Here is a 26,460-nt window from a genome sequence, read left to right as displayed (position 1 = left end):
CCCGGTCAGTCGACGAGTTCGACGAGGGTGGCGTTCGCGGTGCCGCCGCCCTCGCACATGGTCTGCAGGCCGAAACGGATACCGTTATCGCGCATGTGGTGGACCATGCGGGTCATCAGGACGGCTCCGGAGGCGCCGAGCGGATGACCGAGGGCGATGGCACCGCCCAGGGGGTTGAGCAGCTCGGGGTCGGCGCCGGTCTCGGCGAGCCAGGCCAGCGGAACGCAGGCGAAGGCCTCGTTCACCTCGAAGACGCCGACGTCCGACAGCGCCACACCGGCCTTCCTCAGCACCTTCCCGGTGGCCGGGATCGGACCGGTGAGCATCAGCACCGGGTCGGAGCCGGTCACCGCGCCCGCCCGGAACCGCACGATCGGCGTCAGCCCCAACTCCCTTGCCTGCTCGGGGGTGGTGACCAGGACGGCCGCCGCGCCGTCGGAGATCTGCGAGGAGTTGCCCGCGTGGATCACGCCGCCCTCCACGAAGGAGGGCCTGAGCCTCGCGAGGGTCTCCACGCTGGTGTCCCGGCGTAGGCCCTCGTCGGCGGTCACGCCCGTCACGGGCACGATCTGTTCGTCGAAGGCGCCGCTGTCCTGCGCGGCGGCGGCCCGTTCGTGCGACAGCGCCGCGTACGCGTCGAGCCGGTCCCGGGTGAGACCCCACTTCTGGGCGATCATCTCCGCGGAGACGCCCTGGTTGAAGGAGAAGTCCTGGTAGCGGGACAGGACGTGGGGGCCGTAAGGCATTCCGCCCGCCCTCGCCGAGCCCAGCGGCACCCGGCTCATGACCTCGACGCCACCCGCGACGACCACGTCCTGCTGTCCGGACAGGACCGCCTGCACGGCGAACTCCAGCGCCTGCTGGCTCGATCCGCAGGCCCGGTTGACGGTGGTCCCGGGGATGCTCTCGGGCCAGCCCGCCGCGAGTACCGCGTAGCGGCCGATGTTGCTCGACTGGTCGCCGACCTGGGAGACACAGCCCCAGATCACGTCGTCGACGGTCTCCGGATCGACCCCGGCCCGCTCGACCAGCGCATGCAGCACCGCGCCGGACAGGTCGGCCGGGTGGCTGCCCGCCAGACCGCCGTTCCGTTTTGCCACGGCGGTGCGGACCGCCGCGGCGATCACCGCTTCTCGCATCACGTGTCGTCGTCCTCCGTTCGACTCGGCACGGCCCAGCGGCCCGTGAAGTGTGGTTCCCGTCGGTCGGCGAACGCGGCGTACGCCTCCCGGACGTCGGCGCCCGCGAAGTTCACCGCCTGCGCCCGTGCCTCGTTCGCCAGTGCGTCCCGCAACGTCCGCTCCGTACCCTCGTGCAGCAGCGCCTTGGTCTGGGCGAGGGCCACCGGAGGGCCCGTGACCAGCCGGGCGGTCAGGTCGTCTACGAAGGCGTCGACGGTGTCCTCGGCCGTCACCCAGGTGACGAGCCCCAGCGCCCGCGCCTCCTCGGCCTCGATCGTCTCCGCGAGCAGCGCGAGCCGTTTGGCCTGCTGCAGTCCGACGAGCCTCGGCAGCAGCCAGGAGCCGCCGCAGTCCAGGGACAGCCCACGCCGGGCGAAGATCTGTGAGAACCGCGCCTGCGGTGTGGCGACCACCAGATCGCAGCCGAGCGCCAGGTTCCAGCCCGCGCCCACCGCCACCCCGGTCACCTTGGCGACCGTGGGAACGGGCAGCTCGTGCAGGAGCAGCGTCACCTCGGTCAGGGGCCGTATCCGGTCCAGGGGGTGTGCGCTGCTGACCTGCCGGGGGATGTCGGCGCCCGAGCAGAAGGCGCCGCCAGCGCCGGCGAGGACGAGGGCCCGGACGGACCGGTCCCCGGCCGTCTCGGCGAGAGCCGCGCGCAGCGCCTCCCACAGTTCGGCGTCGATGGCGTTCCTGCGGTGCGGCCGGTTCAGGGTCAGCGTCCGCACGCCGTCGGTGTCGCTCCTCAGCAGCACGCTCACCGGACGGCTCCCCGCTCCCGCAGAGCGGTGATCTCCTCCTGCGCATAGCCCAGTTCGGCCAGTACGGCGTCCGTGTGTTCGCCCAGTGCGGGGATCGCGCCCATCGGCGGGTCGAATCCGGCGATCACCGGCGGCGGCAGCAGCGCGCGCACCGGACCAGCCGGCGTGTCCACCTCCCGCCAGCGGTCGCGGGCGGCCAGGTGGGGATGCGCGAGGACGTCCTCGACCGTGTTGTAGCGCGCGTTGCCGATCCCGGCCGCGTCGGCCCTGCCCTGGACGTCCGCCAGATCGTGCCGCGCGCACCAGGCACCGATCGCCGCATCCAGGACCGCACGGTGTTCGACGCGGCCGGCGTTGACGGCGAACCGTTCGTCGTCCGCAAGGTCGGGCCGGTCGAGCAACTCCCGTGCCAGCCGCTGCCATTCGCGGTCGTTGGTGGTGCCGAGCACGACGGTCTGCCCGTCGGCCGTGGGATAGGCGCCGTACGGCGAGACGGCGGGCGAACTCATGCCGAGCGGCTGCTGTTCGACCCCGGAGTGCCGGGTGTACGTCAACGGGTAGCCCATCAGCTCGGTCATGGTGTCGAACAGGCTGACCGCCACCTGCCCCGGCCGTCTGGCGTACAGCAGCGCCAGCACCGACAGCGCCGCGTACAGACCGCTGCACACGTCCGCCACCGGGGGGCCCGGTTTCGCCGGAGCGCCGGCACGGCCCGTCACCGAGCAGGCCCCCGACTCCGCCTGGACCAGGAGGTCGTAGGCCCGTTTGTGGGAGAGGGGCCCGCCGGGACCGTAGCCGTCGATCTCGACGGCGATCAGGTCCGGGTGGCGTACCTCCAGGTCGGCGGGGGACAGGCCGAGCTTGGCCGTGGAGCCGGGGGAGAGGTTGGAGACCAGAACGTCGGCGCGTTCCAGTATCCGGTGCAGGACCGTCTGCCCGTCGTCCGATTTCAGGTCGAGGGCCACCGACTCCTTGCCCCGGTTGGCCCACACGAAGTGCGCCGCGAGCCCGCCGACCACGTCGTCGTAGTAGCGGGCGAAGTCGCCGCCCGCCGGGTTCTCCACCTTGATCACCCGGGCGCCGAGGTCGCCGAGCGTACGTGTGCACATGGGCGCCGACACGGCCTGCTCCAGTGCCACCACCGTGATCCCCGCCAGGGGGCCGCTGTTCGTCACCGCCTCAGCCCCCGTACCTGGCGCGCAGCTCGTGCTTGAGGACCTTCTGGCCGGCGTTGCGCGGCAGCACGTCCACGAAGCGCACATGGCGGGGTGCCTTGAAGTTGGCCATGTGTTCTCTGGCCCATGCGATGACATCCTCTTCCGTGACGTCGGTTCCCGGCGCGCGCACGACGAAGGCGCAGCCGACCTCGCCGAGCCGCTCGTCCGGGACGCCGATCACGGCGACCTGGCCGATCGGTTCGTAGCCGAGGAGCAGTTTCTCGATCTCCGCCGGGTAGGCGTTGAAGCCGCCGACGATGTACATCTCTTTCTTGCGGTCGACGATCGCCAGGTTGCCTGCCGCGTCGACGCGGCCGATGTCGCCGGTGTGCAGCCAGCCGTCGGGATCGATCGTCGTGGCGGTGGCCTCGGGGTCGTTCCAGTAGCCGCGGGTGACGTTGTAGCCGCGGACCAGGACCTCGCCCTCCCCGCCGGCCGGCACCTGCTGGCCGTCGTCGTCGGCGATACGGATCTCGACGTCCGGGATCGCGCGGCCGGTGGTGCGGGCCACCGTCTCCTCCGTGTCGCCGATCCGGGTCGTGGAGACCAGCGCGGTCGACTCGGTGAGACCGTAGGCGCTCAGCACGATGTCGAAGGACAGGTCCTTCTTCATCGCCCGGATCAGCGACTCCGGAATCGTCGTGCCACCCGTCATGGACACCCGCAGCGACGTCAGGTCGTACCGGGACCGGTCCGGGTGGTTGAGCAGGTCGTGGAAGATGGTCGGCGGCCCGAGGATGATGCTGACCCGCTCCTCGTGGATGATCTGAAGGGCGCGCCCGGCGTCGAAGACGGCCATGGGGATCACCGTCACACCGTGCATCAGGGAGGCGAGCCAGCCCGCCTTGTAGCCGAAGCAGTGGAAGAACGGCGGAATGACCAGGAAGCTGTCCAAGACGTTGAAGGTGTACTCCGTGGACATCCAGCCGTAGGCCCGCAGGGTCTGCCCGTGGGTGAGGATCACGCCCTTGGGGTGGCCGGTGGTGCCGGAGGTGAACATGACGTCGGAGATGTGGTCCGCAGTGAGCAGGTCGATGGAGTCGTGGGCGGCTGGTTCGGTGAACTCCGCGCCACGCGCGAGGAACTGACGCCAGGAGAGGGTGTCCGTATCGCCCGGCAACGACACCGTGGTCCGCAGCGCGGGCAGTTCGGGGTCGGCGCGCCGGAGGTCGGCGATGTAGTCGGTGCCGAGGAAGGAGGAGGCGGCGAACAGGGCCTTCGCGCCGGCCCTGCGCAGGATGTAGGAGATCTCCGCCGCCTTGAAACGGGTGTTGAGCGGCACGACGACACCCCCGGCGCCCTGGATGCCGAGGGCGGCCACGATCCACTCCGCCGAGTTCGGCGCGCAGAGGCCGACCCGGTCGCCCGGTCCGATGCCCAGCGCGAGCGCCGAGCGCACCGCTTGCATCATTCGGCCCTCCAACTCCCGAAAGGTGAGGCGCAGTTCGCCGTCGACGAGGGCCGGGGCGTCACCGAAGCGCCGGGCGGAGACTCTCACCACGTGCGGAATGCTCTGGAATTCCAGGTCGTGTCGCATGAGAGGGGCTCCGATCAGGCACGGCGGTCGGCGGGCAGGCTCAACAGCCGTTTGGCGATGATGTTCCGCTGGATCTGGGACGTGCCGCCGTACACGGACGCGGCCCGCGAGTAGAAGTAGTCGCTCAGGACGTCCGCGCCCTCCCCGTACAGTTCCTCGGGGAACACCTTCAGCGCGGTCTCGTACAACCGCTGCTCGGCACGGGTCATCAGCAGCTTGTCCACGGACGACTCCGGGCCCGCGCCCTGTCCGGCGAGCCGCTCGGCGGTCCGGCGCCGGGCGTGGGCGACGAGGACCTGGTAGTCGACGGCACACCGGCCGATGTCCGACAGCAGCCCGTCCGCGAGCGTGCCGCGTCGTTCGTCCGCGGCGCGCCGCAGCCGTTCGACCAGCAGCCCGTACTTCGACAGGTGACCGGTGTCCAGGGCGTTGCGCTCGTACGCCACCGTCGTCATCGCCAGCGGCCAGCCGTCGCCCTCGGAGCCGATCCGCTCGGACTCCTCCAGGCGTACGTCGTCGAGGAACAGCTCGCAGAACTCGTCGTCGCCGTTCGCGGCGCGCAGCGGCCGTACGGTCACGCCGGGCCGGTCCAGCGGCAGTACGAACGCCGAGATCGAGGTGTGCGGGGAAGCGGCGGGAGTCCCCGCGCCGTCCGCGGAACCGGGGGCCGGGGGGAGACCGGTGCGGGCCAGGAGCAGGCACAGACGTGAGTACTGGGCGTAACTCGTCCACAGCTTCTGGCCATTGACGACGTAGTGGCCCTCGGGCCGCCGCTCGGCGCCGGTGCTCATGCCGACGAGGTCCGAGCCGGCGCCGGGCTCGCTGAAGCCCTGGCACCACACGTCGTCGCCGCGCAGCATGCGCGGCAGCAGGCGGCGGCGCTGCTCCTCCGAGCCGAACCGCAGCAGGGCGTGGGCGAGATAGCCGATGCGGGGGACGCCGGGCGCGCCGCGCGCCCCGAGTTCGTCGCTGACGGCCACCTGGTGCAGCGCCGTCAGGCCCCGGCCTCCGTACTCCTGCGGTACGTCGAGGCCGACCCAGCCGCCGGAGTGCAGTTGGCGGTGCCAGCGGTGCAGGAAGAGGGGAAGCGGCTCGTCCGCGCCCCGTTCGGGCAGCGGATGGTCGGCCAGCCAGGTGCGGAAGTCCTGGCGCAGGCGTTCCAGGTCGGCCGGGTCACCGAAGTCCAGGGGCACGTCCGTCGTGCCGGTCATCGTGTCGCCTCCCGGGCAATCGTGGGGTCCGCCTCCGGTGCCGCCAGGGCGGGCAGCAGGTCGGCGGTGGTCGCCAGCAGTGTGGCTCCGACGAGGATCCGGCGCAGGTACAGGTGGGCCACGTGCTCCCAGGTCTGGGCGATCCCGCCGAACACCTGCATTCCGGCGTACACCGCCTCCACGGCCGAGGCGTTGACCTCCGCCTTGGCCACGCGGGCCGCGGTCAGCGCACGGTCGGGCGGTTCGTTGTCCAGGGACCAGGCGGCGTAGCGGGTGGCGCTGGTGCAGGCCTCCGCGAGGGCGGAGGCGTCGGCGAGCAGGTGCTGCACGGCCTGGAAGGAGCCGATCGGCCGTCCGTACTGATGACGCTCGCGGGCGTAGGCGACGCTCTGCTCGACGAACGAGCGGGCCGCGCCCACGAGTTCGCTCGCCACGACGACCAGGGCGTACGCCTGCCAGCGCTGATGCGCCTGTGGGGTTAGCCGGCCGACGGGCCGACCTGCGGCGGAGGCCCGCCGTACGCCGCGCAGCAGGTCCGCGGTCGGTGCGGGTGGCCCTGGCTCGACGTGCGTCACGCCTCCCTCGGCGTCGACGTACAGCGCACCGTCGGCTCCCTCGCAGTCCCAGGCGACGCAGTTCGTCGCCGCGGCGGAGCCGGGAAAGCGCAGATCACGGGCCAGGGCGATGGTGGGCCGGGCGCCGTGGGGGGATTCGGGCCGCTCGTCGGCGGCGAGGAGCCGCAGCAGTTCGGGAGCGAGCAGTACGGTGCCGAGCAGGGACGTGGTCAGTGGCTGCCGGCCGTGCTCCTCGGCGAGTAGGGCGCACTCCTGCACGGTGGCGGCAGGCGGCGAGGTGCGGCGGAGGTCCGTCAGGCCGAGTTCGTCGAGTGCCCGCTGTGCGGTGGCGCGCGTGCTTGGCTCGACGTCGTCGGGCGAGTCCGCGCGGAAGCGGGTCGCGAACGACCGCAGCATGTCGCGGACCAGTGTGAACTCCTCGCGTTCCACGCTCAGTCCTCCTCGGCCGTGGTGGTGGGGCGACGGCTCGCGCGGGAGGCGAGGTCGTTGACGATGCGGATGTGGTCGGGGCTGGTCATGGTGGAGCGCTCGGCCAGCAGTGCCGCCTCCATACCGCCGCGCGAGACCTGTTCGACCACCGCGGCGAGCGCTGCCTTCGTCGCCCGCAGCGCCTCCGGGGGCTGGCCCGCGAGCCGGTGGGCCAGGGCCAGGGCCTCGCGCATCAGGTCGGGTCCGGGGACGACGCGGTTGGCCAGGCCTAGTTCGACTGCGGTGGCGGCCGGGATGCGGTCCCCGGTGAACAGGTACTCCTTCACCCGCAGGAGGCTCGTCAGCAGCGGCCAGAGGGTCACCCCGCCGTCGCCCGCCACCAGGCCGACCGAGATGTGCGGGTCCGCGAGATAGGCGTCCTCGGCCATGAGGACGAGGTCGCAGCCTACGGCCAGAGAGCAACCGAGGCCCACCGCAGGGCCGTTGACGGCGGCGATGACCGGCAGTGGGAAGCGGATCATGTCCGTCTGGATCGTCCGGTCGAGCCGGATCGAGCGTTCGCGCAGTTCCGCGTCGTGGTGGTGGCGGAGCAGGTGGTCGAAGTCGCCGCCCGCGCTGAACGCCCGGCCCGCGCCTGTGAGGACGACGGCCCGCGCTTCAGTGTCCTCCGCGAGCTCGCGCCACACCTGGGACAGCCGGCGGTGCAGCTCCGCGGAGACACCGTTGAGGCGGTCGGGCCGGTTCAGCGTGACGATGCGGACAGCTCCGTCGGCGGTCACGGTCAGGACGGGGCTCACGTCGGTCATGGCCCTGATGGTATTAAAGGTCAGGCCGAATGTGTCAATGGTGTTGCGCGAAATTGAGAATGTGATTATCGGGCGTTGCCCGAGATGTTTCCCGAGAAGGGCGCGGTCAGCCCTCGGACTCCGTCAGCTCTCGGACTGCTCAGCCCTCGGACTCCGTCAGTCCCACCTGCTCCCGGCGGTCCACCTCCGAGGCGGCCCGCGCGAACCCGCACACATGGCGGCTCATCCGCCGCCGGGCCGCCGCCGCGTCCTTCGCCCTGATGGCCTCGGTGACCTTCGCGTGCGCGCGGGCGGTGACCTCGCGGATACCGGCGTCCATGAACCGCTCCAGGTTGGTGGCGGCGTAGATCGACTCCGACAGCGCGCTCAGGAACCCGATGAGCAGCTCGTTGCCGCCCGCCTTCGCCACGGCGTTGTGCCAGCCGACGTTGGCCAGCAGGAAACGCCGGATGTCGTCACCGGCCCCGACCAGCTCGGCATGGGCGCGGTCCAGGTCGGCCAGGTCCTGCTCGCTGCGCCGGGCGGCGGCGAACGCGGCGCACGCCGGCTCGATCGCCTCACGGGTCTCGTGCAGCGCCTCCAACCGGATCTGCTGACCTCTGATGACCAACTGCACGGTGTTCGCCAGGGATTCCCGGCCCGGCCGGTGCACGAAGGCCCCGCCCCCGCGCCCCGGCCGGATCGCGACCAGCCGCTCGACCTCCAGGATGCGCAGCGCCTCCCGTACGGTCGCCCGGCTCAGCCCCGTCTGCTCGACCAGCTGACGCTCCGGGGGCAGCGGTGTGCCCTCCGGCAGGTCCCCGGCCAGGATGCGTTCGCGTACCTCGGCCGCCAGCACGTCCGAGGCCTTGGGGACGGAGAGCGTGTCGAAGCGCGGGGTGCGCGGGGAGAGGGGCTGGGGGGTGGGCACGGTTCAGGCCTCTCGTCGTACGTCGACCGCTTTGGCTGAACCATTCAACACATCGTGGGTGTCCTCTGTCAGATGCCTGGCCCGTCAGATGACCAGCCCGCCGTCCACCGGCAGCACCTGACCGGTGACGAAGGAGGCCGCGTCGGAGGCGAGGAACACGAACGCCCCCGCCACCTCGTCCGGATCGGCCCACCGGCCCAGGGGAATGCGCGCGAGCATCCGGTCCGAGAACTTCGGGTCGTTGCGTATCGTCTCCGTCATCGGCGTCGCGGCGAGCGGCGCCAGGGCGTTGACGAGGATCTGCTTCCTGGCCAGTTCGCGGGCGAGGGACTTGGTGAACCCGATGATGCCGGCCTTGGCCACCGAGTAGTTCACCTGGCCGAGGGTGCCGGTCAGGCCGGCCGACGACGTGACGTTGATGATGCGTCCGGTCCCGTCCGTCGGCAGGTACGCGAGCGCCGCCCGGGTGCAGTGGAAGGCGCCCACGACATGGATGTCGACGACACGCCGGAAGGACTCCTCCTCGAGGTTCTCGAACATGGCCGGCGCCGTGACGCCGGCGTTGTTGACGAGGATGTGCAGGGTGCCGTCGGTCAGGGCGGCGGCCCGGGATGCGGCGGCGTCGGCCGCCGACCGGTCCCGTACGTCGAGGGCGGCGCCCCGGGCCGTGAGGCCGGCGGCCGTGAGCTTGTCGGCGACGGCGGTCGCCGCCGCCTCGTCGGCGTCGGTGACGAGCACCGCGGCGCCGGCCCGGGCGAGTGCCCCGGCCACCGCCGAACCGATACCGCCGGCGGCGCCGGTCACCAGCGCCGAGCGGCCTGTGAGGTCGAAGAGTCCCGTACGGTCGGTCATGCTGCTCCTTCGTCGTCGCGAGCGCCCGTCGTGCGGGCTTCTCAGTAGCTTCTGGGCAGGCCGAGCGTGTGTGAGCCCAGGTAGTTCAGGACCATCTCCTGGCTGACCGGCGCGATCCGCATCAGGCGGGCCTCGCGGAAGAGGCGGGCCACGGGATACTCCTCGGAGTAGCCCATGCCGCCGTGCGTCTGCAGTGCCCGGTCCGCGGCCGCGAAGCCGGCGTCCGCGCACAGGTACTTGGCGGTGTTGGCCTCCCGCCCACACGGTCGGCCCCGGTCGTAGAGCCAGGTCGCCTTGCGCAGCACGAGCTCTGCGGCGTCGAGGTGGGCGAGCGCGTCGGCCAGCGGGAACTGGATGCCCTGGTTCATGCCGATCGGGCGGCCGAACACCTCCCGCTCGCAGCCGTACCGTACGGCCCGGTCCAGGGCCACCCGGCCGATGCCGAGCGCCTCGGCGGCGATCAGCATCCGCTCCGGGTTCAGGCCGTCGAGGAGGTAGCGGAACCCCTGCCCCTCCTCGCCGACCCGGTCCTCGACGGGGACCCGCAGCTCGTCGATGAACAGTTCGTTCGACGTGACGGCGTTACGGCCCATCTTCGGGATCGGGCGGATGTCCACCCGGTCGCGGTCGAGATCGGTCAGGAACAGCGTCATGCCGTCCGTGCGCCTGTCGACCTCGTCGAGCCTCGACGTGCGCGTCAGCAGCAGGATCTTCTCCGACTCCAGGGCTTTGGAGATCCACACCTTGCGCCCGCTGACGACGTAGTGGTCGCCGTCCCTGCGGGCGTACGTGGTGATGCTCGTCGTGTCCAGTCCGGCGCCGGGCTCCGTCACCCCGAAGCACACATGCAGGTCGCCGCGCGCGACGCGGGGCAGGTTGCGCCTCTTCAGCTCGTCGGAACCGTGCACCACCACCGGATGCATGCCGAAGATCGACAGGTGGATCGCGCTGGCGGCGTTCATGCCGCCGCCCGAGCGGGCGACCTCCTCCAGCAGCAGTGACGCCTCCGTGATGCCGAGTCCGTGGCCGCCGTACTCCTCCGGGATGGTGATCCCGAGCCAGCCGCCGTCCGCGACGGTGGCGTAGAACTCCTTGGGGAATGCGTGGTCCCGGTCCTTCTCCATCCAGTACCGGTCGTCGAAGTCGCGCAGAAGGCCGGCCACGGCCTTGCGGATCGTCTCCTGGTCCTCAGTCAGCTCGAAGTCCACAGCGGGGACCCCTCTGTCGGCAGCCGATGATCTGTAAACCATATCAAAGGTCAGACCAAAGTCGCGGTCAAGAGTCCGAACGAAGGTCGCCCGCGTGGGAGGGAACACGCGAGAGGGCCCCCGCGGGACGAAACCGCGGAGGCCCTCTCGGAGGTGCTGCAGGTCAGGTTGCCGAACGGCGCGAACTCGCGCCGCCCGTGGGGGGCTTGGTCGCAGACGCGGCCTTCTTGGCGGTGTCGGTGACCGGGGTGGTCTTCTTCGTGGAGGTCTTCTTAGCCGCGCCGGTCTTCTTCGCCGTGGATGCCGCGGCAGGCTCCGGGCTGTCCGTCGGTGCGGGGGTGCTTGCCGCTCCGCCCGTGATCCCGCCCAGGCAGAACTCCCACACCTCCTCGACGCTGATCGGTGACGGGTGGGCTCCGACCGGGGCCGTGGGGGCCTGGGCCGTGAACATGGCCGTCTGCATGATCAGGGAGGCGGTACGACGCGGCTTGGAGACCGTGACCTGCCCGCCCGTGGCGGCCTCCTCCACCAGCTCGACGAAGTAGCTGAGCAGTGGGAGATGGGCGCTGGCCACCTGGTCCGGGTGGCTGACCAGCAACTGGATGGCGAAGTCGGTGAAGAGCGGGGACTGGCGGCCGGTGCGGGGCTTGCAGGAGTCGTACAGCAGCTCGACGGCGATCTTCAGTCGCGCCAGCGGGTCCCGTCCCGTTGCTGCGCTCTCCCGGATCTCGGTGGCCGACTTCGACAGCGCGTCCTCGAACAGCGCGAGCAACAGCTCGTGCTTTCCGTCGAAGTGCTGGTAGAAGCTGCGCAGCGACTGCCGGGAGCGCTCCACCACCTCCTGCACCGTGAAGTCAGTGGTGCCCTTGTCGGCGATCAACTCGTGGGCGGCGTCCAGGAAGCGCTGCACGCGTTGCTCGGCGCGCAGCTTCGCCGCCCGGGTGGAACGCTCGACGGCGCGCTGCCGCCAGGCGGGCTCGGGGGTCTCGACCGGTTCTGTGGGGACGGCACTCATAAGCAGAACGTTACTCCACATTTGCGGAACGAGGAGGCCTTCCTCCTACCGAACCGGCCTCCCCCGTAAGCGGGACCCTTACTTCCTCATACCGAGAATGTTATTCTCACCCAGCTCGGGCGACCCGCGCCCGATGTGCACCCACCGGTACGTCTAGAGGAGGCCGGGCGTGGAGTTCGAGCTCGACGAGGAGCAGCGGCTGCTGCGGCGAACGGTGCGCGAGGCGATCGCCAAGGTGCGTGGCCGGCCCGAGGCGCAGCAGTGGGACACCTATCTCCGGCTCGGCTGGCTGGAGGCGCCCCCGCTGGAACTCGCCCTCATCCTCGAGGAACTGGGCTACGCCGCCGACCCGACGCCGTTCCTGGCCACCGCCACCTGGTTCGCGCCGCTCACCGGCCGCCTCCCCACGGGCAGTGGCACCGCGGTCTTCGACGGCGCCGGGCGCTACGTCCTGGACGCGGACCGGGCCGACGAGGTCGCCGTGCTCACCACCGGCGGTGTCGTCGTCGTCCCCGGGGCGCGGCTCGCCGCCGAACGGGTCCCCGCGCTCGACCCGCATCTGCACCTCGCGCACGTCGACGCCGGCCACGCCGACGGTGCCGGTGACCTTGTCGCCGAAGTGCCCGACCTCGCCCTCCTCGGGCTCGCCGCCACCTGCGTGGGCGCCTGCCGGCGCATCCTCGACCTCGTCCTGGACCATGTGAAGCAGCGGGAGCAGTTCGGCCGCCCGCTCGGCTCGTTCCAGGCCGTCAAGCACAAGGCGGCCGACATGCACGTGGCGATCGAACGCGCCCGCGCTCTCACCCACTTCTGCGCCCTGACGATCGCGGAGGACGACCCGCGCCGCGCCGACGCCGCCCACATGGCGAAGGCGGCGGCGGGGGAGTGCCAGCGCCTCGTCTTCCGGCACGGACTGCAGCTGTTCGGCGCCATGGGATTCACCTGGGAGAACGAACTGCAGTATTACCTCAAACGCGCCCAGGCCTGCGACCTGCTCCTCGGCAGCGCGGCCGTCCACAGGAAGGCACTGCTGGTCCCGTGAAACTCCCCATCGAACGGGCGCTGTCATGAAGCTCACCGACGATCCGGAAGTGGAGGAGTTCCGTGCGGAGTTCTCCGACTTCCTCGACGCCCACCTGCCCGCCGAGGCCGAGGCGCGCGAACGCGCGGGGTCCAGTGCGCATGTCCCCGAGTGGGCGCGCCGCTGGCAGCGCACCCTGTTCGACGCGGGCTGGCTGCTGCCGGGCCAGCCGCCCGAGTTCGGCGGTCGCGGCGCCACCCTGCCCCAGCAGCTCGCGCACCTGGAGGAGCTGGCCCGCCGCCGGATCTACCACAGCTTCAACCCGCAGGGCCTCGGCATCATTGCCGCTTCGCTGATCACCTTCGGGACCGAGGAGCAGAAGCGCCGCTGGGCCGTGCCGATCCTGCGTGCCGAGATCACCGCCGCGCTCGGCATGAGCGAACCCGAGGCCGGTTCCGACCTCGCCTCCCTGCGTACCAGGGCGGTGCCCGCGCCCGACGGGTTCGTGGTCGACGGCCAGAAGATCTGGACCTCGGGCGCCCATGACGCCGACGTCCTGCTCACCTTCGTCCGCACCGACCCGGACGCGCCCAGGCACCGGGGCATCAGTGCCCTGCTGATCCCCACGGACACCGAGGGCGTGGAACGCCGCCCGTTCGGTTCGATCGCCGCCGAGGACGACCTCGACTTCAACGAGGTGTTCCTCACCGGCGTGCGCGTGCCGCGCGAGAACCTCGTCGGCCCGCTGAACGAGGGCTGGCGGGTGGCGAACGGCTCCCTCGGTCACGAGCGCACGCTGCTGTGGCTGTCGTACGCCGAACGGCTCGAGGACCTGCTGCGCGACTCGCGCGACACCGGGGCGGACCAGGACTGGTACGCCACCCTCCGCATGGACCTGACGGCCCTGCGGCTGCTCGGCTACCGCCAACTCGGCGAGGACCGCGACCCGGCGGAGATCTCCGTACTCAAACTGCTCGGCTCGGAGGCAGTCCAGTCCGCCTCTCTGCACGCGCTGGAGGCGCACGGCGCCGAGGGCCTCTCGCATCCGGTGCGCACGGGCCCGTACCGCCACATGCACCACGAGCACTTCATCTCCAGCTGGTTCGAGCGGTACGCGCGCAGCTTCGCCGGCACCATCGCCGGCGGCACCAGCGAGATCCAGCGCAACATCATCGCCGAGCGCATCCTCGGCCTGCCGCGCTAGGCCGCGGCGGACCGTGTTCGTCCACGCGGCGAACACGGGCCGCCGCGGCAGCGGTACCGCAGCACCAGGCAACACCCGCCCGCGACAGAGGACATCCGCCATGGACCAGATCCTGTACGAAGCCCAGGACGGCATCGCCACGATCACGCTGAACCGTCCGGAGGTCGCCAACGCCCAGACCATGGCGCTCCTCGACGAACTCGACGGGGCCTGGACCCGGGCCGCGCGGGACGAGGACGTACGGGTGGTCGTCCTCAAGGCGAACGGCCGGCACTTCTCCGCCGGGCACGACCTCAAGGACCGCTGGCCCAGCCCGGACGAGATCACCCTGGAGTGGATCTACGACGCCGAGACCCGCCGCTATCTGGAGTACTCCCTGAAGTGGCGCAACATCCCCAAGCCGACCATCGCGGCCGTCCAGGGCAAGTGCATCGCGGCCGGTCTGATGCTGTGCTGGCCGTGCGACCTGATCGTGGCCGCGGAGAACGCCGAGTTCTCCGACCCGGTGGTGCACATGGGTATCGGCGGGGTCGAGTACCACGGGCACACCTGGGAGCTGGGCCCGCGCAAGGCCAAGGAGATCCTCTTCACCGGACGCCCGCTGACCGCCCGCGAGGCCGAGCAGGTCGGCATGGTGAACAAGGTGGTCCCGCTGGACGAACTCGGCACGGCAGTGGGCGAGTTGGCGAGCCGGATCGCGACGATGCCCCCGTTCGGTCTGCGCCAGGCCAAGCGGGCGGTCAACCAGACCCTCGACGTGCAGGGCTTCTACGCTGCCCTCCAGTCCGTCTTCGACATCCACCAGACCGGGCACGGCAACGCGCTGAGCGTCAACGGGTTCCCGATCCTGACCAACCTTGACGAGATGAAGCAGCGCCTGCGGCAGAGCTGAATGGCGGACGGGCCGCCGCCCTCGCGACTCAGGCGAGGGTGGCGGTGAAAAGGGGCAGGTCCACGGTGGTGCGGATGCCGGGCGCTGCGGCGCAGACGGCGGGGACGGCGTTGACGGCCCGGTGGGCGGTGTAACCGGGGGCCACGGCGCCCAGCTGTTCGAGCGATACCGGGAAACGCATGTCGACGTCAAGGGGCGCGTCGCCGTCGACCGTGAGACGCCAGCCGGTGGGACGCAGGTCCCAGGCCGGCTCGAGATCCGTGGTGCAGTACCAGGTCGCGTTGAACTCCAGCAGCGTACGGCCCTCGCGCCGACCGGACAGGGTCACCCGCTGCGCCGCCACCGTCCCGGCATCCAGGACGCCGGCGGCGATCTCGGTCGTCTGCGCGGCGGTGGCGAATCGCCCCTGCGCCTCCACCGAGTCGAGGGGCAGGCCCAGGGCGTCGGCGACCAGCCGCAGGGACGGTCCGAAAGAGCCGTGGACATGGGCGAGCCGGTGCTCGTCGAACACGGCGCCCGGCGCCCGGCCGAAGCCCATCACGTCGAACAGCAGCCCCGGCGAGTTCCGCTGGGACAGGTCGGCGTACTCGTGGACGGTGAGCGCCTCGAGCCGCCGCTGTACGGAGGCCAGCAGGAGGGGCACGGCCTCGGTGATGAACCCCGGGCTGCTGCCGGTGTCGTGGAGGGAGGTGCCGCCCCGCGCACAGGCGCCCTCGACCCTGCTGCGGACGGCTGGATCAAGGCCGGCTGGATGATGGAGTCCGCCGGCCGTGGTCACGACGTTCGCCCCGGAGGCCAGTAGGGCGCACAGCTCGTCGAGGTCGGTCGCGCGCGGCATGTACAGCACACAGTCGGCGCCGAGGCCGAGGACGTCGTCGAGACGGTGGGTGGTGGTGATGCCCGTGGGGTCCATCCCGCACAGCTCGCCGGCGTCCCGTCCGGCCTTCTGCGGGGAGTGGACGTGGACGCCCGCCAGCTCGAGGTGCGGATGGTCGAGAACGGCGCTCAGCGAGCGGGTGCCGATGGTTCCGGTGGCCCACTGAACGACGCGAAGCGGCTTGCCCTGCTGTGCGGGACGGTCCATGGTCACTTCCTCCTCATGTCGCGGGCCCACCGGGCCCGCCGTTGCCCGGCCGGTCGTCGACGCCCGTGTTGTCGACGCCCGTGGTGGGGACGCCGTGGTTGAGGACCCCCGCGTCGGACATTCCCGCGTCGTCCATGCCGGGATCCGGGTCGACGCCGAAGGTGTTGTACGCCATGGCCTGCAGTCCGTACGAGCCGACGGTGAACACGAAGTCCATCAACTGCCGTTCGTCCAGCTCCTTGGCCAGGTCCGCGTAGACCTCGTCCGAGAGGGTGGAGGTGGTCTCGAGTTCGTCCACGGCCCGGTTGACCAGGGTGGCCGTGCCAAGGCGCACCTCCTGCAGCTCCTCCTCGGTGATGCCGGCCGCCCGCGCCATCACCACGTGATGCGTCCACTCGTACCGGCACCGGTGCCGCCAGGCGACCCTGAGGATCGTCAGCTCGCGCATTTTGTCGGGCAGGCTGCTGCGGTAGAGCAACTGGGTGCTGAAGGTCAGGAACGCCTTGGCCAGCCGCGGGTGGTGCAGGAGGAGGCCGAGGGCGTTGGACGGCGGGACGGTGCGCCCGCCCGTCAGCGGACGCAGAGCTTCGGTGTCCCACTCCTCGTACGGGACCGGTGCCAGCCTCGTCAAGTGTTGCGGCCTCCGTTCACGCCGATGATCTGCCCCGTGATGTAGCCGGCCTCCTCTCCGATCAGGAAGGAGCAGGTCGCCGCGATGTCCTCGGGGCGGCCGACACGGCGCACCGGGGTGCGGGCGATGTGGTCCTCGATGGTGCCGCCGAGCTGCTGGTTGGTCTCGGCGGTGCGGAGCATGGGGGTGTCGATGAAGCCGGGCGGGACGGCGTTCACCGTGATGCCCTTGGGACCGAGTTCCAGCGCGAGTGATTTGGTCAGCCCGTTCACCGCGGACTTGGCGGCGACGTAGTGGGCCATGTAGGGCTGGCCGGAGTGGGTGCTGGAGGAGGAGATGTTGACGATGCGTCCCCAGCGGGCCTTGACCATGTCCGGCAGGGCCGACTGCACACAGTGGAAGACGCCGTTGAGGTTGATGTCGACCACGCGCTGCCAGTCTGTGACGGACAGGTCGGCGAACCGGGTGAAGCCGTCCTTTCCGGCCGCGTTGACCAGGACGTGCACGGGGCCGAAGCGCTCGCGTACCGCGTCCATCGCCTTGTCGACCTGCGCGCGGTCCGCGACGTCCGCGGTCAGCCCGAACCCTTCCTCGGCGGGGGAGAGGTCGAGTACGGCGACGTTCAGGCCGTCGGCGGTCAGCCGGCGGACGATCGCCCGCCCGATTCCGGAGGCGCCGCCGGTCACGACGGCCGTCCGCTTCGCCGGGGCGCTCATGCGAACGCCTCGTCACCGACGACGGTCGTGCGGTGCAGCAGTCGTTCGGAGTTCTCATCGTAGGGCAGCGCCCGGTGCAGGACACCGGTGTTGTCCCACACCACCAGGTCGCCGATCCGCCAGTCGTGGGTGTAACGGAAGCGTTCCTGGGTGGCGCACTCCAGCAGTTCGTCCAGCAGCGCCCGGCTGTCGGCCGGGTCCATGCCGACGACGTGGTCGGCGGTGGCGCCGGTGACCAGCGAACGGCGGCCGTCGCGGCGCGCCCACACCAAGGACACCTCGTGGGTGGGCTGGGTGCGCCAGGCGGCCAGTTCCTCGTCGGTGGGATCGGGGGTGACCAGCCGCTGGGTGGCCTCGAAGCTGTGCACCACCCGCAGCCCCTCGTAGCGTTCGCGTTCCTTCTCCGGCAGGCTCTCGTACGCCGCGTACGTGCTGGCGAAGTCGGTGCCGCCGCCGGTCATGGCGATCTGGCGAGCGGTCAGGGTGGTGGCCTTGACCGGTATGTCGTCGCTGGTGCCGTCGAGGTGCCAGTAGAAGGCACCCCGCAGGTACTTGGCGGTTTTGCTCTTCTCCGGGTTGATGGAGATCGGGAAGATCTCCTGGCCGCCCAGGGCCACCACCTCGCCCATCCGGCGGCTGAAGGCCAGCTGCTGCTCGTCGTCGAGGTGCAGTCCGCGCACCAGCAGGACGCCCCGCCACTTCAGGGCCTCCACGCAGCGGTGGACGAACGAGTCGTCGAGCGCATCGGTGACCCCGGTGAACTCCACGCCGAACGCGGGACTCAGGGCTACTGAATCGATCATGGAAACACACCTTCCGTATATGAGAATCCTATTCTCATCACGGGAGGGGCGGGAAGCCCCTGTCGGTCCGAAGTCCTTGAAGCGGGGTCGCCTTGGCTGAGTATAGGCTTCTCGTGTTCGAATGCTTGATTCGCGCAAATGGAGAATGTAGTTTCCGGACCATACGAACGAGGAGGCAGGGATGCGGTTCAAGGACAAGGTGACGATCGTCACCGGAGCCGGCCAGGGCATCGGAGAGGGGTATGCCAGGGCTCTGGCCGCCGAGGGCGCGCGGGTGGTGGTCGCCGAACTGAACGAGGAGCAGGGGCAGCGGGTCGCCAAGGACATCGACGCCCTGTTCGTGAAGGTCGACGTCGCCGACCCCGCCTCCGCACAGGTGCTCGCCGACACCGTGATGAGCGAGTTCGGGCGGATCGACCACCTGGTCAACAACGCGGCCATCTTCCACGGCATGCGCCGCGAGGGCATCGTCACCGTCGACTACGACTACCTCGACCGGTTCCTGAAAGTGAACCTGCTCGGCGCGCTGCACGTCACCCGAGCCGTGCTGCCACACCTGAAGGAGGGGGCGGCCGTCGTCAACCAGTCGTCCACCGCCGCCTGGCAGGCCACCGGCTTCTACGGGCTCGCCAAGGCCGGCCTGAACCACCTCACCGTCTCCCTCGCCGCCGAACTCGGCCCCCGCGGGATCCGCGTCAACGCGATCGCGCCCGGTCCGACGGACACCGAGGCGGCCCGTAGCATCATCCCGGAGGAGTACCGCGCGGCCATGGTGCAGTCCTTCGCCCTCAAACGCATGGGCACACCCGCCGACCAGGCGGGAGCCCTGCTGTTCCTCCTCTCCGACGAGGCGTCCTGGGTCACCGGCCAGATCATCGCCGTCGACGGCGGATCGGTGGTGCGGCTGTGAGCGGCCCCGTCGTCAAGTCCCAGCTGATCGACGGCAAGCTGGTCTCCGCCGACAGCACCTTCCCGTCGCACAACCCGGCCACCGGCGAACTGCTCGGACGTGCTCCCGATGCCACCAAGGCCGACGCCGAGGCCGCGATCTCCGCCGCCCGCCGTGCCTTCGACACGTCCGGCTGGGCCACCGACCGGGACCTGCGGCTGCGCTGCCTGCGCCAACTGCACACCGCCCTCGACGAACACCGCGAGGAGCTGCGCGAGCTGACCATCGCCGAGGCGGGCGCACCCCGCCAGCTCACCCACGGCCCCCAGCTCGACGAACCGATCGGCCTCGTGACGTATTACGCGGACCTGCTGGAGAGCTACTCATTCACCGAGGACCTCGGCGAGAAGGAGTCGCGCGGACAGCTCCACCACCGCTGGGTGGAGAAGGAAGCCGCGGGCGTCGTCGCCGCCATCCTGCCGTACAACTTCCCCAACCAGCTCGCCCTCGCCAAGATCGCCCCGGCGCTCGCGGCCGGCTGCACGGTCGTCCTCAAGGCCGCCCCGCAGACCCCCCTGACGACCCTCGCGCTCGGCGAACTCATCGCGGAGCACACCGACATACCCGCCGGTGTCATCAACGTCCTCAGCTCCTCACGCGCCGACGTCGGCGAGATCCTCACCACCCACCCCGACGTCGACCTGGTCACCTTCACCGGCGCCACCACCACGGGACGGCGCATCATGGCCGCGGCGGCCGACACCGTGAAGCGGGTCTTCCTCGAACTGGGCGGCAAGTCCGCCATGATCGTCCTGGACGACGCGGACTTCACGAAGGCCGCCATGTTCGCCGCCTTCACCATCTGCTCCCACTCGGGCCAGGGCTGCGCCCTCACCTCCCGCCTTCTCGTCCCGCGCGACCAGCACGACCGGATCGTGCAGCTCGTCGCCGCCGGCATGGAACGCGTCCGGGTCGGCGACCCGACCGACCCAAAGACCGCCATGGGCCCGCTGATCAGCGAACAGCAGCGCGACAAGGTCGACGCCATGGTGCAGCGCGCCGTCGAGGCCGGGGCCACCCTGGTCCGCGGCGGCAGCCGCATCGACCCCGGCTGGTTCTACGAGCCCACCCTCCTCGCCGACGTCGACCCCGACAGCGAGATCGCCCAGGAGGAGGTCTTCGGACCCGTCCTCGCGGTCATCCCCTACGACGACGAGGACGACGCCGTCCGTATCGCCAACGCCTCCGCGTTCGGCCTGTCGGGCGCCGTGCACAGCGCGGACGACGAACGCGCGATCCGTATCGCCCGGCGCATCCGCACCGGCACCTTCTCGATCAACGGCGGCAACTACTTCTCCGCCGACGTGCCGTTCGGCGGCTACAAGCAGTCCGGCATCGGCCGCGAGAGCGGACGCTCAGGGTTCGAGGAGTTCCTGGAAGAGAAGGCGTTCGGCCGCGTCGTACAACCCGAGGAGGCGGTGTGAAGCCACTTGAAGGAATCCGCGTCATCGAGGCCGCCATGTACGGCTTCGTACCCTCGGCCGGAGCGGTGCTCGCCGACTGGGGCGCCGATGTGATCAAGGTCGAACACGCCGTCACCGGCGACCCCCAGCGCGGACTGCGCCAGACCGGCTCGTTCCGCGTCGAGGGCGACCCCAACCCCAACGTCGCCCACGCCAACCGTGGCAAGCGCTCCCTCGGCCTGGACATGTCCCGTCCCGACGGCCTTGAGGTGCTCCACGAACTGGTGAAGGGCGCCGACGTCTTCCTCACCAGCTTCATGCCCGCCTCCCGCGCCCGCCTTGGCATCGACGTCGACGACATCCGGGCCGTCAACCCGCGCATCGTCTACGCCCGCGGCAGCGCCATGGGCCCGCGCGGCCCCGAGTCAGGCAAGGGCGGTTACGACATGACCGCCTTCTGGTCGCGGGCCGGCACGGCCGCGAGCATCACCCCGCCCGGCACCGAAGGCATGATCAGCCCGCCCGGCCCCGCCTACGGCGACACCGTCTCCGGCACCAACCTCGCCGGTGGCATCGCCGCCGCCCTGCTGCGCCGCGAACGCACCGGCGAGACCTCCGTCGTGGACGTCTCCCTGCTCGGCAGCGGTCTGTGGGCACTGGGCCACTCCATCGCCCTCTCTCTGCATCTCGACCGGGCCTGGGAGGGTGTGACGCCCAGCGCGCACGGCTCACCCGCCAACCCGCTCTCGGGGCTCTACCGCACATCCGACGGCCGCTACATCGCCTTCGTCATGCTCCAGCCGGCGAAGTTCTGGCCGAACGTGTGCCGTTGCATCGGCCGGCCCGAACTCGCCGACGACCCGCGGTTCGCCACCGCCGAAACCATCGCCGAACACACCGCGGACGCCGTGAAGATCCTCCGAGAGGTCATCGCGAGCCGCACCCTGACCGAGTGGTCGGCGGACCTCGCCGCACTCGACGGCCCCTGGGCACCCGTCCAGGACACCCTGCAGGCCGCCGCCGACCACCAGGTCCGTGCCAACGGCTACATCGGACGCGCCGGCGACCTCGAACTCGTCTCCAGCCCCGTCCAGTTCGACGTCGAGGACACCCGCCTCGGCTCCGCCCCCGAGTTCGCCGCCCAGACCGAGGAGATCCTCGGCGAACTCGGCTACGACTGGGACCGCATCCTCGCCCTCAAGGCGAGCGGCGCGATCACCTGACCATGCCGTCGCCGGCCCCGCAGGCGTCCGGCGGTCACAGACCCACACCACCCCGCGCCACACCCTCCCCCACGCCGCCCCGCACTCCCTCACCTCCCTCGGACGACGAAGTCCGAGCTCCACGAGGAGGCACCATGCGAAGACTCCTGATCGGCGCGGTCACCGCGACCGCGATCCTGCTGACCGGGTGTTCCACCCGTTCCGGCGACGCTCCGAGCACCGGCAACCCGGGGAAGACGAGTTCCACCGCCCAGGGCGGCGGCGCGAGATCCGGCTTCGGCACTCTGAAGGGCGTCTGTGGTCCCGGCACCGCCAAGCCCTCGTCCGTCCAGGGCGTCACAGCCGACAAGATCCAGGTCGGCGTCCTCTCCGACATCGGCTTCACCAAGAACTCCGATTTCGTGGACGCCGCCAAGGTGTTCACGTCCTGGTGCAACGACGCGGGTGGCATCAACGGCCGCGACCTCGCCCCCGTCACCCGCGACACGAAGCTGATGGAGGCCCGCCAGCGGGTGCTGGAGGCCTGCAAGGCGGACTTCGCACTCGTAGGTGGCGGCGCCGCGCTGGACAGTCTCGGCGTACAGGACCGGCTGAAGTGCCTGCTGCCCAACTTCCCCGCCCAGTCGAGCCAGATCGGCGCGATCGGCTCCGACCTCCAGGCGCTCGCCTCCGGCCCCACCGCCGGGTACTTCCAGTACGCCGGCTACTACTCCTGGCTGCTGAAGGACAAGTACCCTGACTCGGCGCAGAAGGTCGGCATCATCGCGGGTGACTCTCCCGTCACCAAGGCCCTGGCCGCCCAGTTCAAGGAGGCCGTCGCAGGTCTCGGCGGCAAGGCCTCCTACAGCGACCTGTACCCGACGGCCGGCGTCTCCGACTGGACCCCCTACGCCCAGTCGATCAAGAAGGAGGGCGTCAAGGGGCTTGTGTTCCTGGGCGACTTCCCGAGCCTCGCCAAACTGGAGCAGGCGCTCACGAACATCGGCTACACCCCCGACTGGATCGACGCCAACAGCAACGCCTACGGTCCCGCGTTCCTGTCACTGGCCGGTCCCGCACTGGCCAAGCAGCACAACTACGCCGAACTGTTCGCCACCGCCCCGCTGGAGAGCGCCGCCGACAACCCGGCCGTCCAGCAGGTGATCGACCTGTTCAAGAAGTACGCCCCCGGCAAGCAGGTCACCTACCCCGTCCTGCGCGCCTTCTCCGCCTGGCTGTTGTTCGCCACGTCCGCACACGACTGCGCGAACCTCACCCGTAAATGCGTGTACGACAACGCCATGAAGAACACCGACTGGGCCGCGGGCGGACTGCAGGCCCCCTTCGACCTCACCTCGAAGACGCCGCCCAAGTGCTACTCCATCGTCGAGGCGACCAGCAAGGGCTGGCAGGCGGCCGACTTCAAGCCGGACCAGGGCGCCTACCGCTGTGACGCTCCCACCTACAAGTACAAGGGCAACTACGGCGCGCCGGCCACCCTGGCGAGCGTCGGCAAGTCCCTGTCCGACCTGAAATGAACCGGAGGAGGCGAGACACGTGAAGGTACGCGTCGATCCCGAGCGCTGTCAGGGTCACACCCTGTGCGCCATGCACGCCCCGAAAGTCTTCGAACTGAGCGAGATCGACGGCCACTCCTGGCCGGTCGCCGAGGACGTTCCCACAGACCAGGAGAACGCGGTGGTCGAGGCCGTCCGCTCCTGTCCCGAACGCGCGATCGGCGTGTTCTGAGCCGTCCCAGGGCGGACCGAGAGGAGGCACCGCACACCATGACCGCACCGGACACCAGTGGCGACGAAGCCCGTAAGCAGCCTCGTGTCCACTTCGACCGGCACGCCCCCGAGTACCGTGACCGGTTCGAGGAGCAGACCCGGGAGTTTCACTCCGGCTGTCCGCTCGCCTGGACCGACACCTATGGTGGGCACTTCGTGGCCGCGGGCAACCGCGAGCTGCTCGCCTTCGCCCGCGCGGGCGCGACCCTGTCCAACGATCACGACGTGCACGGCGAGCGCCGCGGCTACCAGGGCATCAGTATCCCGGCCCCGCCCCGCGGCAGAGGCTTCCGCGGCGGCTTCCTGGAGATGGACCCGCCCGAGCAGCGCGCCTACCGCACCGCCCTCAACCCCTACCTGTCCCCGGCAGCTGTCCAGCGGTGGATCCCGTTCATCGACGACGTCGCCCGCGCCTGCATCGACGAACACATCGAGTCGGGCCGGATCGACTTCGTCGACGACCTCGCCAACATCGTCCCGGCCGTCTTCACCCTCGCCATGATGGGCATCCCGCTGAAGAAGTGGGAGCTGTACAACGAGCCCGCCCACGCCGGCGTCTACACCCCGCCCACCTCGCCGGAGATGGCCCGTGTGGTGGAGGGCCACATGGCGATGATGTCGGACATCGCCACGACACTGCAGGAGGTCCGCGCCCACCGCCGCCCGGGACTCGCCGACGCCCTCGCACGCATGGAGATCGACGGCGCTGCCCCACCCGAGCCGGACCTGGTCGGCGCGCTCGCCCTGCTCATCGGCGGCGGCTTCGACACCACCACCGCGCTGACCGCGCACTCCCTGGAGTGGCTGTCCCAGCACCCCGGGGAGCGTGCCCGGCTGAGCGGGGAACGCGACGCCCTGCTGGACACGGCCACCGAGGAGTTCCTGCGCTACTTCACCCCGGCGCCGGGCGACGGACGTACCGTCGCCGAGGACTGCGCGATCGCCGGAACCGAGTTCAAGGAGGGTGACCGGGTCTGGCTGTCCTGGGCGATGGCCAACCGTGACCCGCAGGTCTTCACCGACCCCGACGACGTCGATCTCGCCCGCGGCGGAAACCGGCACACCGCCTTCGGTCTCGGCCTGCACCGCTGCATCGGTTCCAACGTCGCCCGTACGGTCTTCAAGCGGATGCTGATCCAGGTCCTCGACCGTATGCCGGACTTCGTGTGCGACCCCGAGGGCACGGTCCACTACGAGACGATCGGCGTCATCCAGGGCATGCGCCATCTCCCCGCCACGTTCACCCCCGGCCCCCGCCTCGGGCCAGGACTGGCGGAAACCCTGGAGACCCTGCAACAGGCCTGCGACGAACAGGGACTTGCCGAGCCGGTCACGGTCCGCAAAGCGGAGGCGAAGATTCGTTGAGCGGCCCCGACGAAGCCGTCCGTCCACAGCCGGAGTTCCGCCAGGAGACCGAGTTCTTCTGGACCTCCGGCCGGGACGGACGGCTCCGGTTCCAGGCGTGCACCGCCTGCCGGGCACTGATCCACCCGCCGCAGCCGGTATGCCGGTACTGCCGGGCGCACGACATTCAGGTCGGCGAGGTCTCGGGCTTCGCCAACCTGATCGGCTTCACCGTCAACCACCGCTTCCCCTTCCCCGGTCTCCCCACCCCGTTCGTCGTCGCCCAGGTGGCGATCGAGGAGGACCCGAGGGTGCGGCTGACGACCAACGTCGTCGACTGCGCACCGGAGGATCTGCGGATCGGCATGCGCATGGAGGTGGTTTTCGAGCAGGCCGGTGAGGCCTGGCTGCCGTTGTTCCGGCCGTGCGCCGAACAGCCACCGGCCGCGCCCCTGCCCGTGGACACTCCGGTCGGCGGGCATCTGCGCACCAGACCGGCGGGGCCCAGGTTCGAGGACCGCTCGGTGATCAGCGGCGCCGGCGCCTCGCGCATGGGCCGCCGCCTCATGGCGCCGCCCCTCGAACTCACCGTAGAGGCCTGCGAGAAGGCTGTCGCCGACGCCGGGCTCACCTTCGACGACATCGACGGCCTGTCCAGCTACCCCGGCGGCGGAGCCTACGGCGGCTTCGCCGAGGGCGGGGTGAGCGCCCTGGAGTCCGCGCTCGGTATCCGCCCGGTGTGGCACAACGGGGCGGGGGAGACCTTCGGCCCCGGCGGTTCGGTGATCGCCGCGATGCTCGCGGTCGCGGGCGGACTGGCCCGGCACGTGCTGTGCTTCCGTACGGTGTGGGAGGCGACGTACGGCCAACTCGTCCGGCAGGGCAGGATCCGCTCGCCGGGGCAGCCGGGCCAGGACGGCTGGTTCAAGCCCTTCGGCGCCGTCTCGCCCGCGATGATGCTCGCGATGAACGCCCAGCGGCACATGCACCGTTACGGCACGACCCGCGAGACCCTCGGCCGGATCGCCCTCAACCAGCGGGCGAACGCGGCCCGCCACCCGGACGCCGTCTACCGTGACTCGCTCACGATGGACGACTACCTCTCGGCTCGCCCCATCGCGACGCCCTTCGGCCTGTACGACTGTGACGTCCCCTGCGACGCCTCGGTGGCCGTCGTCGTCTCCGCCGCCGAGTGCGCGCCCGACCTCCGCAGGGCGCCCGTACGCGTCGAGGCCGTCGGTACGCAGATCGTCGAGCGCCCCGAGTGGGACCAGTCCACCCTCACTCACGAACCCCAGGTGCTCGGCCAGGCCGCCCACCTGTGGACCCGTACCGATCTGCGCCCCGCCGACGTGGACGTGGCGCTGCTGTACGACGGCTTCACCTTCAACTGCCTGTCCTGGATCGAGGCGCTCGGCTTCTGCGGTATCGGCGAGGCCCGCGACTTCCTGGACGGCGGCAAGAACATCGCCCCCGACGGGGTGCTGCCGCTCAACCCGCACGGCGGCCAGCTCTCCCACGGCCGGACCCACGGCATGGGCCTGCTGCACGAGGCCGTACTCCAGCTGCGCGGCGAGGCCGACGCCCGTCAGGTGGCGGGCGCCCGCACCGCGGTCGTCTCCAGCGGAGGCCTCACCCCCAGCGGAGTACTCCTGCTCAGGACGGACGTATGACTGCTCGATGGCCAGGACGTGACCTCCCGGACGGACGAATGACCCC

Annotated in this window: 25 protein-coding genes; 10 read left to right on the top strand and 15 right to left on the bottom strand. The window is 70.6% G+C overall.

The features are described from left to right. Positions 1 to 5: 5 nt before the first annotated feature. The 11 genes from QA861_RS28665 to QA861_RS28615 form a co-directional block, all read right to left on the bottom strand. Positions 6 to 1,139, bottom strand: a complete 1,134-nt coding sequence (locus QA861_RS28665; protein ID WP_334591529.1) for a thiolase family protein — start codon at positions 1,137 to 1,139, stop codon at positions 6 to 8. Then, positions 1,139 to 1,942, bottom strand: coding sequence for an enoyl-CoA hydratase/isomerase family protein (locus QA861_RS28660; protein ID WP_334591528.1), 804 nt, complete (start codon positions 1,940 to 1,942; stop codon positions 1,139 to 1,141). The genes QA861_RS28665 and QA861_RS28660 overlap by 1 nt, the downstream gene beginning before the upstream one ends. Continuing rightward, entirely contained in the window at positions 1,939 to 3,117 is a 1,179-nt protein-coding gene (locus tag QA861_RS28655; RefSeq protein ID WP_334591527.1) for a CaiB/BaiF CoA transferase family protein, read from the bottom strand. Before QA861_RS28655 ends, QA861_RS28660 begins: the two co-directional genes overlap by 4 nt. Positions 3,118 to 3,121: 4 nt before the next feature. Next, on the bottom strand, positions 3,122 to 4,696 hold the full coding sequence (locus QA861_RS28650; RefSeq protein ID WP_334591526.1) for a FadD3 family acyl-CoA ligase: 1,575 nt from the start codon (positions 4,694 to 4,696) through the stop codon (positions 3,122 to 3,124). 14 nt (positions 4,697 to 4,710) lie between these two features. Continuing rightward, positions 4,711 to 5,907 carry an acyl-CoA dehydrogenase family protein gene (locus QA861_RS28645; protein ID WP_334591525.1) on the bottom strand — a complete coding sequence of 399 codons (1,197 nt, stop codon included), beginning with the start codon at positions 5,905 to 5,907 and terminating at the stop codon, positions 4,711 to 4,713. Next, complete coding sequence (locus QA861_RS28640) at positions 5,904 to 6,911, bottom strand: acyl-CoA dehydrogenase family protein (RefSeq protein WP_334591524.1); 1,008 nt, start codon at positions 6,909 to 6,911, stop codon at positions 5,904 to 5,906. Before QA861_RS28640 ends, QA861_RS28645 begins: the two co-directional genes overlap by 4 nt. 2 nt (positions 6,912 to 6,913) lie before the next feature. Beyond that, positions 6,914 to 7,717 (bottom strand): enoyl-CoA hydratase/isomerase family protein, encoded by an 804-nt coding sequence (locus QA861_RS28635; RefSeq protein WP_334591523.1) that lies wholly within the window; start codon positions 7,715 to 7,717, stop codon positions 6,914 to 6,916. 139 nt (positions 7,718 to 7,856) lie between these two features. Further along, positions 7,857 to 8,627, bottom strand: coding sequence for a FadR/GntR family transcriptional regulator (locus QA861_RS28630; RefSeq protein WP_334591521.1), 771 nt, complete (start codon positions 8,625 to 8,627; stop codon positions 7,857 to 7,859). Positions 8,628 to 8,711: 84 nt separating this feature from the next. Further along, positions 8,712 to 9,479, bottom strand: a complete 768-nt coding sequence (locus tag QA861_RS28625; RefSeq protein ID WP_334591520.1) for an SDR family NAD(P)-dependent oxidoreductase — start codon at positions 9,477 to 9,479, stop codon at positions 8,712 to 8,714. 41 nt (positions 9,480 to 9,520) lie between these two features. After that, on the bottom strand, positions 9,521 to 10,687 hold the full coding sequence (locus QA861_RS28620; protein ID WP_334591519.1) for an acyl-CoA dehydrogenase family protein: 1,167 nt from the start codon (positions 10,685 to 10,687) through the stop codon (positions 9,521 to 9,523). A 163-nt stretch (positions 10,688 to 10,850) separates the two neighbouring features. Continuing rightward, positions 10,851 to 11,702 carry a TetR/AcrR family transcriptional regulator gene (locus QA861_RS28615; protein WP_334591518.1) on the bottom strand — a complete coding sequence of 284 codons (852 nt, stop codon included), beginning with the start codon at positions 11,700 to 11,702 and terminating at the stop codon, positions 10,851 to 10,853. 169 nt (positions 11,703 to 11,871) lie between these two features. Between QA861_RS28615 and QA861_RS28610 the strand changes: the two genes are divergently transcribed. The 3 genes from QA861_RS28610 (at position 11,872) to QA861_RS28600 (ending at position 14,819) form a co-directional block, all read left to right on the top strand. Further along, a complete protein-coding gene (locus tag QA861_RS28610; RefSeq protein WP_334591517.1) occupies positions 11,872 to 12,744 on the top strand; it encodes an acyl-CoA dehydrogenase family protein in 873 nt (290 codons plus the stop codon). Positions 12,745 to 12,769: 25 nt separating this feature from the next. Beyond that, positions 12,770 to 13,927: an acyl-CoA dehydrogenase family protein gene (locus QA861_RS28605; RefSeq protein ID WP_334591515.1), complete on the top strand. Its 1,158-nt coding sequence runs from the start codon at positions 12,770 to 12,772 to the stop codon at positions 13,925 to 13,927. Positions 13,928 to 14,027: 100 nt separating this feature from the next. After that, positions 14,028 to 14,819 carry an enoyl-CoA hydratase gene (locus tag QA861_RS28600; RefSeq protein ID WP_334591513.1) on the top strand — a complete coding sequence of 264 codons (792 nt, stop codon included), beginning with the start codon at positions 14,028 to 14,030 and terminating at the stop codon, positions 14,817 to 14,819. A gap of 28 nt (positions 14,820 to 14,847) precedes the next feature. Here the strand turns inward: QA861_RS28600 and QA861_RS28595 are convergent, their stop codons facing one another. Genes QA861_RS28595 through QA861_RS28580 form a run of 4 tightly spaced genes read right to left on the bottom strand, consistent with a single transcriptional unit; the run spans position 14,848 to position 18,053 of the window. Further along, entirely contained in the window at positions 14,848 to 15,903 is a 1,056-nt protein-coding gene (locus tag QA861_RS28595) for an NAD(P)H-dependent amine dehydrogenase family protein (RefSeq protein WP_334591511.1), read from the bottom strand. A gap of 13 nt (positions 15,904 to 15,916) precedes the next feature. Next, the gene (locus QA861_RS28590) at positions 15,917 to 16,534 is read right to left on the bottom strand and encodes a carboxymuconolactone decarboxylase family protein (RefSeq protein ID WP_334591509.1); all 618 of its coding nucleotides are present in this window, start codon (positions 16,532 to 16,534) and stop codon (positions 15,917 to 15,919) included. Continuing rightward, a complete protein-coding gene (locus QA861_RS28585) occupies positions 16,531 to 17,250 on the bottom strand; it encodes an SDR family NAD(P)-dependent oxidoreductase (protein WP_334591507.1) in 720 nt (239 codons plus the stop codon). Before QA861_RS28585 ends, QA861_RS28590 begins: the two co-directional genes overlap by 4 nt. Then, positions 17,247 to 18,053, bottom strand: coding sequence for a TauD/TfdA dioxygenase family protein (locus QA861_RS28580; RefSeq protein WP_334591505.1), 807 nt, complete (start codon positions 18,051 to 18,053; stop codon positions 17,247 to 17,249). Before QA861_RS28580 ends, QA861_RS28585 begins: the two co-directional genes overlap by 4 nt. A gap of 181 nt (positions 18,054 to 18,234) precedes the next feature. On the opposite strand from QA861_RS28580, the gene QA861_RS28575 reads away from it, so the two are divergent. From QA861_RS28575 to QA861_RS28545, 7 genes are all read left to right on the top strand, one after another. Next, positions 18,235 to 18,963 carry an SDR family oxidoreductase gene (locus QA861_RS28575; protein WP_334591503.1) on the top strand — a complete coding sequence of 243 codons (729 nt, stop codon included), beginning with the start codon at positions 18,235 to 18,237 and terminating at the stop codon, positions 18,961 to 18,963. Then, a complete protein-coding gene (locus QA861_RS28570) occupies positions 18,960 to 20,426 on the top strand; it encodes an aldehyde dehydrogenase family protein (RefSeq protein ID WP_334591500.1) in 1,467 nt (488 codons plus the stop codon). The genes QA861_RS28575 and QA861_RS28570 overlap by 4 nt, the downstream gene beginning before the upstream one ends. Next, positions 20,423 to 21,628: a CaiB/BaiF CoA transferase family protein gene (locus tag QA861_RS28565; RefSeq protein WP_334591498.1), complete on the top strand. Its 1,206-nt coding sequence runs from the start codon at positions 20,423 to 20,425 to the stop codon at positions 21,626 to 21,628. Before QA861_RS28570 ends, QA861_RS28565 begins: the two co-directional genes overlap by 4 nt. A 134-nt stretch (positions 21,629 to 21,762) precedes the next feature. After that, a complete protein-coding gene (locus QA861_RS28560; RefSeq protein WP_334591496.1) occupies positions 21,763 to 23,145 on the top strand; it encodes an ABC transporter substrate-binding protein in 1,383 nt (460 codons plus the stop codon). Positions 23,146 to 23,164: 19 nt separating this feature from the next. Further along, on the top strand, positions 23,165 to 23,356 hold the full coding sequence (locus tag QA861_RS28555; protein ID WP_334591494.1) for a ferredoxin: 192 nt from the start codon (positions 23,165 to 23,167) through the stop codon (positions 23,354 to 23,356). 38 nt (positions 23,357 to 23,394) lie between these two features. Further along, on the top strand, positions 23,395 to 24,762 hold the full coding sequence (locus QA861_RS28550; RefSeq protein ID WP_334591492.1) for a cytochrome P450: 1,368 nt from the start codon (positions 23,395 to 23,397) through the stop codon (positions 24,760 to 24,762). Next, positions 24,759 to 26,414, top strand: a complete 1,656-nt coding sequence (locus tag QA861_RS28545; RefSeq protein WP_334591491.1) for a thiolase C-terminal domain-containing protein — start codon at positions 24,759 to 24,761, stop codon at positions 26,412 to 26,414. The genes QA861_RS28550 and QA861_RS28545 overlap by 4 nt, the downstream gene beginning before the upstream one ends. Positions 26,415 to 26,460 lie beyond the last annotated feature (46 nt).

The organism is Streptomyces sp. B21-083 (assembly GCF_036898825.1).
Classification (GTDB): Bacteria; Actinomycetota; Actinomycetes; order Streptomycetales; family Streptomycetaceae; genus Streptomyces.
The sequence above is the reverse complement of the archived record's forward strand: the minus strand, read 5'-3'. Positions and strand labels throughout refer to the sequence as shown.

Excerpts from the sequence above, each read along its gene's own strand:
- QA861_RS28665 (WP_334591529.1), bottom strand. The coding sequence starts at position 1,139 with ATGCGAGAAGCGGTGATCGCCGCGGCGGTCCGCACCGCCGTGGCAAAA.
- QA861_RS28650 (WP_334591526.1), bottom strand. The coding sequence starts at position 4,696 with ATGCGACACGACCTGGAATTCCAGAGCATTCCGCACGTGGTGAGAGTC.
- QA861_RS28645 (WP_334591525.1), bottom strand. The coding sequence starts at position 5,907 with ATGACCGGCACGACGGACGTGCCCCTGGACTTCGGTGACCCGGCCGAC.
- QA861_RS28635 (WP_334591523.1), bottom strand. The coding sequence starts at position 7,717 with ATGACCGACGTGAGCCCCGTCCTGACCGTGACCGCCGACGGAGCTGTC.
- QA861_RS28625 (WP_334591520.1), bottom strand. The coding sequence starts at position 9,479 with ATGACCGACCGTACGGGACTCTTCGACCTCACAGGCCGCTCGGCGCTG.
- QA861_RS28615 (WP_334591518.1), bottom strand. The coding sequence starts at position 11,702 with ATGAGTGCCGTCCCCACAGAACCGGTCGAGACCCCCGAGCCCGCCTGG.
- QA861_RS28605 (WP_334591515.1), top strand. The coding sequence starts at position 12,770 with ATGAAGCTCACCGACGATCCGGAAGTGGAGGAGTTCCGTGCGGAGTTC.
- QA861_RS28600 (WP_334591513.1), top strand. The coding sequence starts at position 14,028 with ATGGACCAGATCCTGTACGAAGCCCAGGACGGCATCGCCACGATCACG.
- QA861_RS28595 (WP_334591511.1), bottom strand. The coding sequence starts at position 15,903 with ATGGACCGTCCCGCACAGCAGGGCAAGCCGCTTCGCGTCGTTCAGTGG.
- QA861_RS28585 (WP_334591507.1), bottom strand. The coding sequence starts at position 17,250 with ATGAGCGCCCCGGCGAAGCGGACGGCCGTCGTGACCGGCGGCGCCTCC.
- QA861_RS28580 (WP_334591505.1), bottom strand. The coding sequence starts at position 18,053 with ATGATCGATTCAGTAGCCCTGAGTCCCGCGTTCGGCGTGGAGTTCACC.
- QA861_RS28575 (WP_334591503.1), top strand. The coding sequence starts at position 18,235 with ATGCGGTTCAAGGACAAGGTGACGATCGTCACCGGAGCCGGCCAGGGC.
- QA861_RS28560 (WP_334591496.1), top strand. The coding sequence starts at position 21,763 with ATGCGAAGACTCCTGATCGGCGCGGTCACCGCGACCGCGATCCTGCTG.
- QA861_RS28550 (WP_334591492.1), top strand. The coding sequence starts at position 23,395 with ATGACCGCACCGGACACCAGTGGCGACGAAGCCCGTAAGCAGCCTCGT.